This is a genomic window from Paracoccus aerodenitrificans, assembly GCF_027913215.1.
In the GTDB taxonomy this organism is placed as follows: Bacteria; Pseudomonadota; Alphaproteobacteria; order Rhodobacterales; family Rhodobacteraceae; genus Paracoccus; species Paracoccus aerodenitrificans.
This window is the reverse complement of sequence record NZ_CP115784.1, coordinates 1417032-1430907: the sequence shown is the minus strand read 5'-3', so window position 1 is coordinate 1430907 and position 13876 is coordinate 1417032. Positions and strand designations below refer to the sequence as shown.

The window sequence follows — 13876 nt, the reverse complement described above, 5'->3', positions numbered from 1 at the left end:
TTTCGCCGGTCAGCATTTCACGCCCCGATGGCGAACTGGCTGTCCATCCCGGGTTCGGGATCGCGCAGGACATAGTTCCGGCCCCAGACCGTTTCGATATGGTTTTCTCCGCCAAGGGCCGCGGACAGTTTCTTGCGCAGTTTGCAGATGAATACGTCGATGATCTTCAGCTCGGGTTCGTCCATGCCGCCATAGAGATGGTTCAGGAACATCTCCTTGGTCAGCGTCGTGCCCTTGCGCAGGCTGAGAAGTTCCAGGATCTGATATTCCTTGCCGGTCAGGTTCACCGGGCTTCCGTTCACCTCGACCGAGCGTGCGTCGAGATCGACCATCAGATCGCCCGTCCGGATGATCGAGTGGCTGTGCCCCTTCGAGCGACGGATGATCGCCGCGATACGTGCGATCAGTTCCTCGCGGTGGAACGGTTTCGTCATATAGTCATCGGCGCCGAAGCCGAACCCTTTCAGCTTGCTTTCCGTATCGTCAGAGCCGGTCAGGATCAGGATCGGAGTGTCGATGCGCGACATGCGGATCTGGCGGATCACGTCCATCCCGCTCATATCCGGCAGATCGAGATCCAGAAGGATCAGGTCATAGTCGTAAAGCTTGGCGAGATCGATTCCCTCTTCACCCATATCGGTGATGAACACGTTGTAGCTGGCATTGGTCAGCATCAGTTCGATACTGCGTGCGGTGCTTGGGTCGTCCTCGACCAGAAGAATGCGCATTTATCGGCTCCTGTCAGAATATGTTCCGGCGATTACCATCGGGTGCAAAAGTTAATATCCCGTTATTATTGTAATTTAAATTAATAAACAACCTAAGGTTGTCTGTATTGCTGAAGTGCCGTGACCCGTAATGCGCGGACGCCATGTGAATCGATTGCCTTGCACCAGGCATCGAACTCCTCACCGGATAATCCATAGCGCAACAGCGCCTCATCCCGGGTGAGAAGCCCATGCATGACGGCATTGACGACAACAGCCTTGCGGCTGGCCACCCATCTTGTATCGGGTGGCGGCAGGTCGGCCAGCGACAGCACATCGCCATTCGCCAGTGTGACGGCGCGGGGTCCGTTGGATTTTCGCAGATACATCGGCGGCTCCTTTCAGACGCATATCTGCCACATAGTACTTAAGCCCCAATGAACCGCCTCTTGAGAAAACCTCAATATTTCCTATAATTTTCGACAAACACCGGCGGGAAAGCGCCGTCCGAAAGGATACTCCGTGACAGTCACGACCTCCATTCGCCCGCAGACGGGCCTGAATTCATTGGGTTTCGCGAAAGCGCCCGCAGATACGCGTGTCGTCGTCGCCATGTCGGGCGGCGTGGACAGTTCTGTCGTTGCCGCGCATCTGGCGCAGCAGGGTTACGATGTGATCGGGGTCACGCTGCAACTTTACGATCATGGTGCCGCGCTTGCCAAGAAGGGCGCATGCTGTGCGGGGCAGGATATTCACGATGCCCGCCGGGTGGCCGAGCGTATCGGCTTTCCGCATTACGTGCTGGATTATGAAAACAAGTTCCGCGAATCCGTGATCGACGAATTCGCGGATGCCTATCTGGCAGGCGCAACGCCTGTGCCCTGCATCCGTTGCAATGAACGCGTGAAATTCCGCGACCTGCTGGAAACCGCGCGTGATCTGGATGCGGATTGCATGGCGACGGGTCATTATATCCAGCGGCGCATGGGGCCGGGCGGGGCCGAGCTTCACATGGCGGCCGATCCGCACCGGGATCAGAGCTATTTCCTGTTCTCAACCACGCAGGAGCAGCTTGATTTTCTGCGCTTCCCTCTGGGCCATCTGGAAAGCAAGGCGCAGACGCGTGAGATGGCTTCGTGCTATGGGCTGTCCGTTGCCGACAAGCCCGACAGTCAGGATATCTGCTTCGTGCCGAACGGGAATTACGCGTCGGTCATCGAGAAACTGCGTCCGGGTGCCGCCGATCCCGGTGAGATCGTCGATATGGACGGCAATGTGCTGGCCGAGCATCGCGGCGTGATCCATTACACCATCGGTCAGCGGCGCGGTCTGGGTATCGGCGGACTTGGCGATCCGCTTTACGTCGTCAAGCTGGACCCGGATAACCGCCGGGTCATTGTCGGCCCGCGTGAGGCCCTGTCCACCCGGATCGTTCCCGTCGGTGAGGTCAACTGGATCGGCGGCGGCGCGTTCGAGGGGACCGAGCGTCAGATCTCTGTCCGCATCCGCTCGACGCGCCCCCCGCGCGAGGCGATCCTGCGCCCCACCGGACCGCGCAGCGCAGAGGTCGAACTGCTTGACCCCGAAGAGGGTGTCAGCCCCGGACAGGCCTGCGTCTTCTATGAGACCGGAGCCACGCGCGTTTTGGGTGGCGGTTGGATTCAGCCGCGGCGCTGAAGGAAATCCAGCACCGATTTTGCGGCGCGCAGCCCCGGAGGTGCGCCGCCCTCACCCAGACGTTTCATCGTCAGCGCCATCGCCTCGGACTGGCTGGCGCGTTTTTCAGGCATCTCCAGCAATTCAAGCAGCGCATTAGCGATCAGATCGGCGCGGCAGTTGCGCCCCAGATATTCCGGCACGGCACGGGTATCGCTGACCAGATTGACCAGTGTCACTGTATCGGTTTTCAGCAACATCCCGATCAGCCAGCGGGATAAAGGCGCCATGTCATAGGCGATAATCATCGGCACGCCATTCGCCGCAAGTTCAAGGCTGACCGTCCCCGACGCGGCCAGAGCCAGATCGGCAGCCATGAAGGCGGCCTGCCGGTCATCCTCGGCCTCGACGACGATGGGCGCGGTTGGCCAGCGTCTTGTCATGTCGCGCACCATGCGTGAGACGCCCGGCACGGTCGGGATCACCACGCGAAGTTCCGGGATCCGGTCACGTACCCGGATCAGCGCCTCATCAAAGCGCGGAGCCAGCCGCGAGACCTCACCCTTGCGCGAGCCGGGCAGACACATCACCAGCGGCGCATCCGGTTCGATCTCATGCGCTTCGCGGAAGGCCCGCGCCTGACTTTCGGTAGCGCGGGGCTGTGCAACCACGGGATGCCCGACGAAATCGCAGCTCATCCCGGCGGCTTCCATCAAAGGCGGCTCGAACGGCAGCAGGGCCAGAACATGATCGACCAGCTTCGCCATTTTCTTCGCCCTGCCCGGCCGCCAGGCCCAGACAGACGGGGCGACGTAATGGATCACCGGGCCATCATAGCCAAGCTGCTGAGCGGCTTTGACGACGCGCAGGCAGAAATCGGGGCTGTCGATGGTGATCAGGGCATCGGGCCGTGATTCGGCAATGGCAGCGGCGGTTTCCGCGATACGCCGCTTCAGATGCCGGTATTTCGGCAGAACTTCGGCAATCCCCATGACCGACAGTTCGTCCATCGGAAAGCGGCTTTGCAGCCCGTGCGAGATCATCAGGGGGCCGCCGATCCCGTCAAACCGGATCTCCGGCTGCAATGTGCGAAGCCCGGCCATCAACGCTCCGCCAAGCCGGTCGCCCGAGGCCTCGCCTGCGATCAGGAAGACGCGCATTTCGTTCCTCCTTTGTCGTTCACGGCAGCGAAACCGCGTTTGCGTGCTATCGCGCCCAAAGGAAAACACCTGCGGCGCGGGCGCGTTCCACGACTTCTTCGCGGTTGATCAGAATAACCCCTCCGGCTTCCCATGCGATCCCGGCAAGCCCGGCGCGGGCGGCCCGGTCAACAGTTTCCGGCCCGATCGAGGGCAGATCGATTCGCCGGTCCTGATCCGGTTTCGGGGCTTTCCAGAACACGCCACGGGCACCGTTGGGACGCGGACGCATATTCCGATGCGCGGCCACGAAGTCCAGCATCGCATTCGTCCCCGGCAGGGTTTCCACCGCCAGGCACAGCCCCTGAGCCACCACCGCGCCCTGCCCGATATCCAGCCCGCCAATGCCACTGACGATTTCCCGCGCCCGGTCGGCGTCAGAGATATCGTCGGCGCGGGGCTCTCCGGCCAGAATGCCCGGGCCGGGAACGAGGTCCGGCGCGATTTCGGCGGTTCCGACAATGTGGAAACCGGCTTCCTCGAACAGCGCCAGAACCTCGCGCAGCGCGGCATCGTCGCCGGATTGCATGGCTGCCAGAATGCGCGGCACCAGACTTGCGGTGCGGGGATCAAACGCCTCGGGATCGAGCCGGGGCCGCCGCACCGCACCGGCAAAGGTCACATGCTCGACCCCTTGACCCGAAAGCCAGTCGAAGAAGGGGACAAGCCGCTCCAGCCGGAAGGTTTCATGCGGAATAGGCGGCGAAAACCCCTCAAGCGAGGCGATGACAGGGTTGTCCAGCATCTCTGCGACAACCGATGCGAGTGCGCCTTCTCCGGCGATGATGGCTGTACGGCTCATTTCGGTTTCAGAAAGCTGCGATCAGAAGGGCCAAGGATGAAATCGATGATCTCGCGGGCTTTTTCGCCGTGATCCTGCCCGGCCAGGCTTTGCGCGTGATCACGGAACGCGCCTTCGGACAGACCGGCCAGCAGGCTGCGCAACTCGGCTATCTCGGCACGGGTCGCCCCGCGCCGCTTCAGACCCACCAGATTGAGCCCATCCAGATAGGCCCTCGGCCCGTGGACAAGCCCGTAAGGCAGCACATCCGCCGTCACCATCGAAAGCGCACCGATCATCGCGCCGTGGCCGATCCGCACGAATTGATGGATCCCGGACAGGCCGCCGATCACGACATCATCCCCGACATGGCAATGCCCCGCAACGGCGACAGAGTTCGCCATCACCACGCGATCGCCGATCTGACAGTCATGCGCCACATGAGAGCACGCCATGAACAGCCCGTCATCCCCGACCCGGGTCAGCCCGCCGCCGCCGCCGGTCCCGGGATTCATGGTCACATATTCGCGGATCCGGTTGCGGGCGCCGATTTCCAGCCTGGTATGCTCGCCGCGGAATTTCAGATCCTGAGGGTCCTGCCCGATCGAGGCGAAGGGAAAGATCACCGTATCTTCACCGATTGTGCTGTCGCCCTCGATCACCACATGGGATTTCAGCACCACCCTGTCGCCAAGCCGGACCTGAGGGCCGACGACGCAGAACGGGCCGATGCTGACGCCCTCTCCGATCTCGGCGCCGGGCTGAATGATCGCCGAAGGGTGAATGCCGGGCTCAGCCATCCGCATTCTCTTTCGCGGGCCGGTCCATCATGGCGGTGAATTCGGCCTCGCAGGCGAGTTCGCCATTGACCGTGCCGCGCCCGGTGAATTTCCAGATCTTGCCGCCGCCGCGCTTGACCTCGACCGCCAGTTCCAGAACATCGCCCGGCACGACCATGCGGCGGAACTTCACCTTGTCGATGGCCATGAAATAGGTCTTCATCCCCTTATCGGCCAGATTGAGGCTGACGCCGACGACAACCGCCGCCGTCTGCGCCATCGCCTCGACGATGGTGACGCCCGGCATCACCGGCTGGCCGGGAAAATGGCCCTGAAAATGCGGCTCATTGAAGGTGACGTTCTTGATTCCAACGCCGGATGTGTTTGGTACAATATCGCGTACCCGGTCGATCAGAAGAAACGGATAGCGATGCGGAATAATACGCTGGATCAGACCGATATCGGCCTCTGTAGTCTGGATCTCGGCCATTGTTGCGCCTTTCAAAACGGTTGGGAACGGTGCTACCAAAGGCCGGGGCGCATTGGCAAGGACAGCGCATCAACTATCACAGCCGCCTGCGGCCTTCGCGCAGCCATCCAAGCAGCATCGTTGCGGAAACCAGTGCCAGCCATGCCCATCCGGGCAGGATCGGGCGGCGCGACAGGCCCGTGACGGTTTCGGCCCCACGTTCGGTCAGACCGATCCAGCGGCCGGTGACGCTGCGCCCTTCTGTGGGCCGTCCTTCGGCCACGCGGCGCAGCTCGGGGATGCCGTCCGAGAGGCGCTGAACGCTGCCGCCAGAGGTCTCGGCCAGCCCGGCCAACGCCGCGGCATTGGCGACGGTGCGGTCGAATTCCTGCGGGGCCGCCGGACCAATGGCAACGGAGCGCACAAGATCGCCGTGCCGCACCGTGTAAAGACCGGGTTGCGGTGCCGTGAAACTTCCTTCGAACTGACCCGGATCGCCCTCCTGCAAGGCAATCTCCGCCGTCTCGCCATCCGGACCGGTCACGCGCGCCGGTTCCGTCACATCCAGAAGGCTGCGCCGTGTAATCCCAAGCGTCAGCCCGCTGGAGATATCCAGTTCAAGCGCCTCCTCCTCAAGTTCGGGCTCTTTCATCGCCCAATGCGCCACGCGCCGCATCAGATCGAGCTGCGGACCGCCACCCTCGAAGCCACGCCCCCACAGCCAGACCTGATCCGAGGCGATCAGCGCCACCCTGCCCTCACCGGCACGACCCAGAATCAGCAAGGGCTGCGAGGCATCGCCGACCATTGCGACGGTGCTGCCCGGTGCCGGGGCGGTCTCGATCATGCGCAGCCATCGCCCCCAGACATCGCCCGGCTCCTCTCCGTCAGCGGCAGGCGCACCGGGCAGGCTTTCGGTGACCGGATGCCGCCGCCCCGCCTCGGTCAGTTGCGGACGGAACGGGCCGTCAATGACGCGACCCGTGGGTCTTGCGGGCAGGATCTCACCCAGAGAGGACCGCGCCAGACTTTCGACCCCGGCAAATTCCGGTCCCGCCGAGACCAGAACCGCGCCGCCATTCTCCACATAACGGCGGATATTGTCGTAATATTGCGGCAGAAGAATACCGCGCATCCGATAGCGGTCGAAAATGATCAGATCGAAATCCTCGATCCGCTCCATGAATAATTCCTGCGTGGGGAAGGCGATCAGCGCCAGCTCATTCACCGGCACGCCATCGAATTTTTCCGGAGGCCGCAGGATGGTGAAATGGATCAGATCCACATTTGCATCTGATTTCAGAAGATTGCGCCAAACTCTTTCACCCGGATTAGGCTCTCCCGAGACCAGCAAGACCCGCAGTCGGTCGCGCACCGCATTCACCGTCAGCGCGACCTGATTATTCAACCCGGTCAGTTCTCCGTCGCGGGTCTCGATGGAAAGCTGTATGACATTCGCGCCCGCGCTTTCAAGCGTTACCGGCAAGGCAAACTGCGCCCCAGGCACCACCGCAACGGTTGCAATGACGTCTCCGTCAAGCGTCGCGGTCAGGGTCATCGGGCCGCCCGCGGCATCCGGCACTGCGCCTTCATCGGCGATATGCAGCCGGATCGCGGCGGGTTCTCCGATCAGGGCGAAGCGGGGGGCCTCATCGACGACGATCCGCCGATCCCAATCCCCGGGTGTACCCGTTTGCAGGAAATGCACCGGCGCAGGCGCATCGGGGGGAATCGCGGCGCGGTCATGGGCCAGACCGTCGCTGACCACCACCGCCCCCGCCAGCCGGTTCGCCGGTTCAGAGGCAATCGCACGGGACAGAGCCGCGCCAAGCAGCGTTCCATCCTCATCATCCCCGACCGTGATGCGCCGAATCTCCGTATCCGGCCAGGTTGAGAGGGTGTCCTCAATTTGCGCCAGAGCCGCATCGCTGGCTGCCCGCCGCCCCGGCAGTGTCTGGCTGGCGCTGCGATCATCGACCAGCAGGACGATATCGGCCAGTTTCTGCGTCGTGCCACGCTCCAGCCCCGGCCCGGCAAGCGCCGCCGCGATCAGCAGCAGCGCCGCGCCGCGCCACCATGCGCCGCGCAGGCCTTTCCACCGGGCAATCAGCGTCACGACAAGCGCCGCGATTGCCACCGCAGCGGCAAGCCAGCCCGCCGCCGCCCCGATCAGCGGCGCAAGCAGAGGGTCCAGAACCAGACCGCCCCAGCTCATCGCAGTTCCTCCTGACGCAAGCGGCTGAGCAATTCGGGGATATGGATCTGGTCGGATTTATAATTTCCGGTCAGCACATACATGATCAGGTTCACGCCGAAGCGATGCGCCATTTCCCGCTGTCTTTCGCCCTCGAACCCGACTCCCACAGCAAACCGAGGCAGACCGCGATCATCCACCGCCCATGCCTCGGCCCAGCCATTCCCGCCGATCACCACCGGCGACACACCGTCATTCACGCTGCCATCCTGCGCCGCTCCGGCCTCGACCCAGACATCGCCATTTGCATAACGTCCGGGGAAGTCATCCAGCAGATAGAAGCTGCGGGTCAGCACATGATCCTCGGGGACAAGCTGCAAAGGCGGCATATCCAGCGGTCCCGCCAGCCTTCGCAGGTCGTCCGAGCCGTCAGGGCCGGTGCCCGCCAGATCCGCATCCCGCGTATCGAACAGGATCATCCCCCCGCCGCGCAGAAACCGGTTCAGCCGCAGATAGGCATCCGCCGAGGGGATCGCCTGATCAGGCCCGACAGGCCAGTAAAGAAAGCTCAACAGGCTGAGATCCGCAGTTTCCAGATCGACGGCAACGGGCTCAGTCGGCTCAACCGTGGTGCGCGAGGTCAGCGTCAGCGACAGGCCCGTCAGCCCGGTGCGGGAGATCTCGTCCAGTTCGTCATCGCCGGTCAGCACATAGGCCATTGCGAATTCGGATGCGGCCCGCGCGAAATCCGCGTCGATCTCCTGCGCGTCCGACGGATTGGGCTGCGCCAGAACCATCGCCAGCAGAATCGCGGCGAAACTTCCACGGCGCAGGAAAATACTGCCGAATGTGTCGCAGATCAGCGCGAAAGCCGCCGCCGCCAGCAGCCAGCCAGCCAGAGGCAGGCCGGGGCTTGCAGCGCTTTCGATGCTGGCCCCCGGCCATGTGGCAGGCGCGACCGGAGCGCCTACGTTCAGCGCCATATATTGCTCGCCCGACGTATAAAGCCCGGCGGGAACCCCGCGCTGCGCCCCTTCCGCCAGTGCCTCGGCCTCGACCGGAGCGGGATCCTCTACCGGCGAGAGCCTGCCGAACCCGTCCAGCACCTGCTGCGCGGTCCAGATCCCACCGGCGGGCAGCGGCGTGTCCTCATCTGCCACACGTCCCGAAGTCGCGATCAGACGGTCCAGCATTCCGACGAACAGCCCGGAAATGGGCAGCGACGACCAGCTTGCATTCGCGGTCGAGTGAAACAGCACCACATCCCCCTCACCTTCAGCAGCGCGGGTGACCAGAGGCGTGCCATCTGTCAGCGTGGCGATACTGCGTTCGGCCAGTTCAGGGGCAGGCTCGGCCATGAGCTGAGCGCGTATGGTGACATCATCGGGAATGGTCAGCCCGGCAAACGGCCCATCCTCGGGGAAAGGAGCCAGTGGCCGCGCTTCGCCCCAGCTCAGCGCTCCGCCCATATCGCGCCCTCCCGGACGCAGCCGGACGGGCAAAAGCGGCTCGGCCCCCAGATTCGGATCCGCCGCCATGCGTGGCCCGGCAAAGCGGATCAGCAGGCCGCCCCCGGCGACCCAGTCGGCAAGTGCACCATCCGCGTCCAGGCCGATCTGATCCATCAGGATGATGACATCGGGATTTGCGGTCAGCGCATCGCTTAATCCGGTCTCGATCAACCGCGCCGATTTGGCCAGAGCGCTGCGCAGATAATGGGCGGGAGACAACAGGGCCTGACCCTCGGATGTGGCGCGCCCATCGCCGATCAGCGCCACGACAGGACGACGCAGCCGGTCATCGCCCAGAACCACCGCCGCCGCCGAGGCCACCCCATCGACCTGAAGCCGCGTCACCCGGCCCAGCAATTCGGCAGGCAGATCGACACGTATCGGGCGCGTGACCACCCCATTAGAGATCCGCGCCCCGCCCGGTTGCAGCCGCGCCAGTTCGCGCGGAACTCCCTGAGGATCTGGCCCGAACGCAATGATTTCAGGCGCGTTTTCATCAAGAGCGCTGAGTTCCAGCAAAGGCTGCGCCCCGTCCTCGACCATATGCAGCGCCAGAGGCGGCACCGCCGGGGGAAAGACGCTGACAGGCCCAAGCGAGGTCAACTCGGCCAGCCAGTCGGCGCGGTTGGGATGATCTGCTCCGTCGCTCAGCCATAATGTCCGCAGACTGCCCTGCGGCGCATTTGCAAGCATCGCGGCGGGATCGGCGGGATAGCCTCCCGGCCAGGGCTGCGGATCAGCCGCTCGCAATGTCGCCGCCACCGAGCCGTCCGCGCCGAAGCTCAGCGGCTCGTCTCCGGGTCCGTCAGCGGTCAGCACCGCGACCGGGCGGCCTTCGGAAATGGCGGTCTCGGCGGCTCGTATCGCGCGGTTGCGGCTTTGTATCCAGCCCGGCGCGGCGGTCGCGCCGGCATCCATGACGATCAGCAGCGCGTCTCCCTCTGCCGTCGGAGCCGCAGGCTGCCAGACCGGCTGAGCGAAGGCAAGGATCGCCGCCGCCACCGCGAAAATTCGCAGCAGCAAAAGCCACCACGGTGTGCGCCGCGCGATCGGGTCGGCATCACGCAGCCCCGATAACAGAACGGTGCCGGGAAACCGGATCCGGCGCGGCACTGGCGGCAAGGCCCGCAGCAGCCACCACAGAAGCGGCAAGGCGGCAAGCGACAACAGCACCAGAGGGGTGCCGAAACCTATCGGACCCAGCATCATCATTGCGCCGAAAGCACTCCGTAAAGCCAGATCAGAGCCTGAGAAACCGGCTGACCCAGATCATGTGTCCCGAACTGAAACCCGGCCTGACGCGCCATTGTGGACAAGTCCTGCCGCCGTTCCTCAAGCCGCGCATGATAGGCCATCCGCAGCCCGTCCGCATCCCGCGTTTCATGCCGCAGCCCTCCGGCGGTTTCAAAGCGCACTGCGCCGTCGAAGGGAAACGCCTCTTCATCCGGGTGCAGGATCTGCAACAGGACGCCATTCACACCAAGCCCCGCAGCGCGTTGAAGAAACAGGTCCAGACGACTGTCATGCAACAGAAAATCATCCATCAGGATAACCGTCTGCCCCTGCCGTACAGCCCCGGTTTCAGGCGCATCGCCGTCAGAGCCAAGCATCGCCATCAAGTCAACCGCAAGACTCAGCCTCTCTGCCTGCGTGGCGCCGGAACCCGGTCTTTCGCCAAGCAGGCCGACACGCTCTCCGCCCCGAAGCATCGACAGCGACAGCGACAGCGCGATCAGCCTTGCCCGGTCGAACTTGCTTTCGCCTGTATCCGCCTGCCCGCGATAGCCCATTCCCGCGCCGCGCCCGACCCAGAGCGAAGCGGTGCGGGCCGTCTGACGCTCTCGGTCGCGGACGAAATGTGAATCCCCCCGGGCCGAGCGCCGCCAGTCAATTGCCCGCGCCGTATCGGCCTCATGCGCGGGGCGATATTGCCAGAAATCCTCTCCGGTCCCCGGACGCCTCAGCCCATGCCCGCCCGGCACGGCGGTTGCGGCAATCGCTCCGCGCGACAGAATCAGAGGCGGCAGCGCGGCGGCCTCTGCCTCGGCCCGTGCTCGAAAGAGGGCGGCAGGATTGGGTGCAGTCTCACTCACGCCGCCTGCCGGAATTGCGCATCACGAACGCGGTCAATCACGCTGTCGGTCGTCTCGCCCCGCGCCCGCGCCGCAAAGCCAAGCGCCATCCTGTGCCGCAGCACCGGCGCGGCCATCGCATCGACATCCTCCAGAGACGGCGCGAAGCGGCCGTTCAGCACCGCCCGGGCGCGTGTCACCATCATCAGCGACTGAGCCGCACGCGGCCCCGGCCCCCAGCTCAGCGTTTCGGCCACCCAATCCGCACCGTCCGGGCCGGGCCTCAGCGCACGGACCAGATCCAGAATTGCATTCACCACCGCCTCGCCAACCGGCATTCGGCGGATCAGAGCCTGCGCCGCGATCAGACCGGCAGCATCCATGACCGCATGCGGTTCGTCCTGCTCGATGCCGGTCGTCGCCAGAAGGATCTCGCGTTCCGTGTCACGATCCGGGTAATCGACATCCACCTGCATCAGGAACCGGTCAAGCTGCGCCTCTGGCAAGGGATAGGTGCCCTCCTGCTCGATCGGGTTCTGAGTCGCCAACACATGAAAAGGCCGCCCCAGAGGCCGGTGCATCCCGCCAACTGTGACCTGCCCTTCCTGCATTGCCTGAAGAAGCGCCGATTGTGTGCGCGGGCTGGCGCGGTTGATTTCATCCGCCATGAGAAGCTGGGTAAAGACCGGCCCCTCGACAAAGCGGAACTGCCTGCGCCCGTCCGCCGACTGGTCAAGAACCTCGGAGCCCAGAATATCGGCGGGCATCAGATCCGGCGTGAACTGGATACGGGCATCTTCCAGCCCAAGTACGGTCGCCAGCGTATCCACCAGCATGGTCTTGCCCAGGCCGGGCTGCCCGACCAGCAGCGCATGGCCGCCCGACAACACCGCCGCAAGCACCTGTTCCACGACATCGTGCTGACCCACGAAACGGCGCTCGATACTGGCCCGCGCCTGCACCAGCCTGTTGCCCAGTGTCAGGATTTCATCAACCAGCCTGTCATCCTCGGTCATGACATTTCTCTCATTCTGCTCTATGCACCATGAAACCACGGATCGGACGCAGGTGAAATGGGCAAACAGTCCAACAACCCGAACCAGACCGTCCCGGCGGGCGACCGCGCAGGCGGCATGATGGATACCGTTCGGAAACAGGGCATGAAAGGTCCTGCGCCGGTGCATCTCTGGGACCCGCCTTATTGCGGCGAAATGGATCTGCTCATACGCGCGGACGGCACCTGGATCCACGAAGGATCTCCCATCGGGCGGCCTGAAATGGTGCGAATGTTCTCAAATATCCTGAAATATGAAAATGGTCGCCACTATATTGTGACTCCGGTGGAAAAAATTGGTATTCAGGTTGAAGATGCGCCCTTCATCGCCGTTGATGTTGAAATTTGTAAAGTTGTTATATTCTTGACAAATGTCGGTGATGATGTGTCATTGGACCGTGATCACCGTTTGATTATGGCGGGAACGGAAGAAAACCCCCGCCCTTATGTACAAGTTCGGGGCGGTCTTCTGGCCCGGATCGACAGAAAGAGCTTTTACCGGCTGGCCGAAGCCGCAGTTCCAGGCCCCGATGGGCGCCTTGGCATAAGGTCAGCCGGTGAATTTCACGAGTTGGAGCCCGAAACATGGCACGTTTCGCCGCAAATCTGACTTTGCTGTTTAATGAACTGCCTATTCTGCAGAGATTTGCTGCTGCCAAGCGTGTCGGCTTTAAGGGTGTAGAAATTCTTTACCCCTATGACATGCCACTACGTGAGCTGAGACAGGCCGCAAGAAGATCGGGGCTTGAGATCGTTCTGATAAACTGCCCGCCACCGAACTGGGCGGGCGGGCCGCGTGGTTTCGCAGCGGTTCCGGAAGCAAAAGAACGGTTCCGGAACGACTTCGAAACCACGCTGCGAACGGCAGAAGAGCTCTCGGCACGTCACATTCACGTGATGGCGGGCAAATCGTCAGGAAAATCCGCGATGGATTGCTTCGTCGAGAACCTGAAATGGGCAACCGAGCGTGCGCCTCATGCCAGCCTGACCATCGAACCGATGAGCCAGACCGACATGCCCGGCTATTTCCTGTCGGATTTCGATACGGCGGTCGAGGTCATCAAAAGGGTCGATGCACCAAATCTGGGCCTGCAATTCGACGCTTATCAGGTGCATATGATCACCGGCAACGTGGTCGGGACATGGCGGCGTTATATGCGCTATGTCCGGCATATCCAGATCGCGGGCGCCCCGGACCGTCATGAGCCCCGGGATTGCGATATCGATTACCGCGATTTCTTTCGCGCCGTCGATGCCTCGGACTATCCCGGCTGGGTCGCGGCGGAATACAAGCCGCGCACGACGACAGAGGCGGGTCTGCGCTGGATGAAACGCCCGGAACATGCCCCTTCCGCCACGCAGAAGAACACGCAGAAGAATGGCGCTTTTACCGGCTGGGGCTTCGGAAGGGCAAATCCGGGCGGCGCATAGGCGCCGCTGAGAGAATTGCCCCG

General features: G+C 63.1%; 13 protein-coding genes. 3 read left to right on the top strand and 10 right to left on the bottom strand.

The annotated features are described in order from the left end of the window. Positions 1 to 17: 17 nt before the first annotated feature. On the bottom strand, positions 18 to 728 hold the full coding sequence (gene ctrA, locus PAE61_RS08495) for a response regulator transcription factor CtrA (RefSeq protein WP_271114882.1): 711 nt from the start codon (positions 726 to 728) through the stop codon (positions 18 to 20). Positions 729 to 820: 92 nt separating this feature from the next. Beyond that, a complete protein-coding gene (gene sciP / locus PAE61_RS08490; RefSeq protein WP_271114881.1) occupies positions 821 to 1096 on the bottom strand; it encodes a CtrA inhibitor SciP in 276 nt (91 codons plus the stop codon). 151 nt (positions 1097 to 1247) lie between these two features. Between sciP and mnmA the strand changes: the two genes are divergently transcribed. Next, a complete protein-coding gene (gene mnmA, locus PAE61_RS08485) occupies positions 1248 to 2384 on the top strand; it encodes a tRNA 2-thiouridine(34) synthase MnmA (protein WP_271115115.1) in 1137 nt (378 codons plus the stop codon). Here mnmA and lpxB read toward each other — a convergent pair. The 8 genes from lpxB to PAE61_RS08445 all read right to left on the bottom strand — a co-directional run bounded on the left by lpxB (position 2369) and on the right by PAE61_RS08445 (position 12384). Next, positions 2369 to 3523 carry a lipid-A-disaccharide synthase gene (lpxB, locus tag PAE61_RS08480; protein WP_271114880.1) on the bottom strand — a complete coding sequence of 385 codons (1155 nt, stop codon included), beginning with the start codon at positions 3521 to 3523 and terminating at the stop codon, positions 2369 to 2371. The two genes, mnmA and lpxB, sit on opposite strands and share 16 nt — an antisense overlap. Before the next feature lie 46 nt (positions 3524 to 3569). Beyond that, positions 3570 to 4364: an LpxI family protein gene (locus PAE61_RS08475; protein ID WP_271114879.1), complete on the bottom strand. Its 795-nt coding sequence runs from the start codon at positions 4362 to 4364 to the stop codon at positions 3570 to 3572. Then, positions 4361 to 5143 carry an acyl-ACP--UDP-N-acetylglucosamine O-acyltransferase gene (lpxA, locus tag PAE61_RS08470; RefSeq protein ID WP_271114878.1) on the bottom strand — a complete coding sequence of 261 codons (783 nt, stop codon included), beginning with the start codon at positions 5141 to 5143 and terminating at the stop codon, positions 4361 to 4363. The genes PAE61_RS08475 and lpxA overlap by 4 nt, the downstream gene beginning before the upstream one ends. Then, on the bottom strand, positions 5136 to 5612 hold the full coding sequence (fabZ, locus tag PAE61_RS08465; protein ID WP_271114877.1) for a 3-hydroxyacyl-ACP dehydratase FabZ: 477 nt from the start codon (positions 5610 to 5612) through the stop codon (positions 5136 to 5138). Before fabZ ends, lpxA begins: the two co-directional genes overlap by 8 nt. Before the next feature lie 76 nt (positions 5613 to 5688). Further along, positions 5689 to 7806, bottom strand: coding sequence for a hypothetical protein (locus tag PAE61_RS08460; RefSeq protein ID WP_271114876.1), 2118 nt, complete (start codon positions 7804 to 7806; stop codon positions 5689 to 5691). Next, complete coding sequence (locus tag PAE61_RS08455) at positions 7803 to 10502, bottom strand: DUF4159 domain-containing protein (RefSeq protein ID WP_353620388.1); 2700 nt, start codon at positions 10500 to 10502, stop codon at positions 7803 to 7805. The genes PAE61_RS08460 and PAE61_RS08455 overlap by 4 nt, the downstream gene beginning before the upstream one ends. Positions 10503 to 10504: 2 nt before the next feature. Further along, complete coding sequence (locus PAE61_RS08450) at positions 10505 to 11389, bottom strand: DUF58 domain-containing protein (protein WP_271114874.1); 885 nt, start codon at positions 11387 to 11389, stop codon at positions 10505 to 10507. Next, positions 11386 to 12384 carry an AAA family ATPase gene (locus PAE61_RS08445; protein ID WP_271114873.1) on the bottom strand — a complete coding sequence of 333 codons (999 nt, stop codon included), beginning with the start codon at positions 12382 to 12384 and terminating at the stop codon, positions 11386 to 11388. Before PAE61_RS08445 ends, PAE61_RS08450 begins: the two co-directional genes overlap by 4 nt. A gap of 57 nt (positions 12385 to 12441) precedes the next feature. Between PAE61_RS08445 and PAE61_RS08440 the strand changes: the two genes are divergently transcribed. Together PAE61_RS08440 and PAE61_RS08435 are read left to right on the top strand one after the other, a co-directional pair. Then, positions 12442 to 13032: a DUF1285 domain-containing protein gene (locus tag PAE61_RS08440; protein WP_271114872.1), complete on the top strand. Its 591-nt coding sequence runs from the start codon at positions 12442 to 12444 to the stop codon at positions 13030 to 13032. Continuing rightward, positions 13008 to 13853 (top strand): hydroxypyruvate isomerase family protein, encoded by an 846-nt coding sequence (locus tag PAE61_RS08435; protein WP_271114871.1) that lies wholly within the window; start codon positions 13008 to 13010, stop codon positions 13851 to 13853. Before PAE61_RS08440 ends, PAE61_RS08435 begins: the two co-directional genes overlap by 25 nt. The last annotated feature ends 23 nt before the right edge of the window (positions 13854 to 13876 follow it).

Bases quoted from the DNA above. Each gene is read 5' to 3' on its own strand.
- ctrA (WP_271114882.1), bottom strand. From the start codon at position 728: ATGCGCATTCTTCTGGTCGAGGACGACCCAAGCACCGCACGCAGTATC.
- sciP (WP_271114881.1), bottom strand. From the start codon at position 1,096: ATGTATCTGCGAAAATCCAACGGACCCCGCGCCGTCACACTGGCGAAT.
- lpxB (WP_271114880.1), bottom strand. From the start codon at position 3,523: ATGCGCGTCTTCCTGATCGCAGGCGAGGCCTCGGGCGACCGGCTTGGC.
- PAE61_RS08475 (WP_271114879.1), bottom strand. From the start codon at position 4,364: ATGAGCCGTACAGCCATCATCGCCGGAGAAGGCGCACTCGCATCGGTT.
- lpxA (WP_271114878.1), bottom strand. From the start codon at position 5,143: ATGGCTGAGCCCGGCATTCACCCTTCGGCGATCATTCAGCCCGGCGCC.
- fabZ (WP_271114877.1), bottom strand. From the start codon at position 5,612: ATGGCCGAGATCCAGACTACAGAGGCCGATATCGGTCTGATCCAGCGT.
- PAE61_RS08460 (WP_271114876.1), bottom strand. From the start codon at position 7,806: ATGAGCTGGGGCGGTCTGGTTCTGGACCCTCTGCTTGCGCCGCTGATC.
- PAE61_RS08455 (WP_353620388.1), bottom strand. From the start codon at position 10,502: ATGCTGGGTCCGATAGGTTTCGGCACCCCTCTGGTGCTGTTGTCGCTT.
- PAE61_RS08445 (WP_271114873.1), bottom strand. From the start codon at position 12,384: ATGACCGAGGATGACAGGCTGGTTGATGAAATCCTGACACTGGGCAAC.
- PAE61_RS08440 (WP_271114872.1), top strand. From the start codon at position 12,442: ATGGGCAAACAGTCCAACAACCCGAACCAGACCGTCCCGGCGGGCGAC.
- PAE61_RS08435 (WP_271114871.1), top strand. From the start codon at position 13,008: ATGGCACGTTTCGCCGCAAATCTGACTTTGCTGTTTAATGAACTGCCT.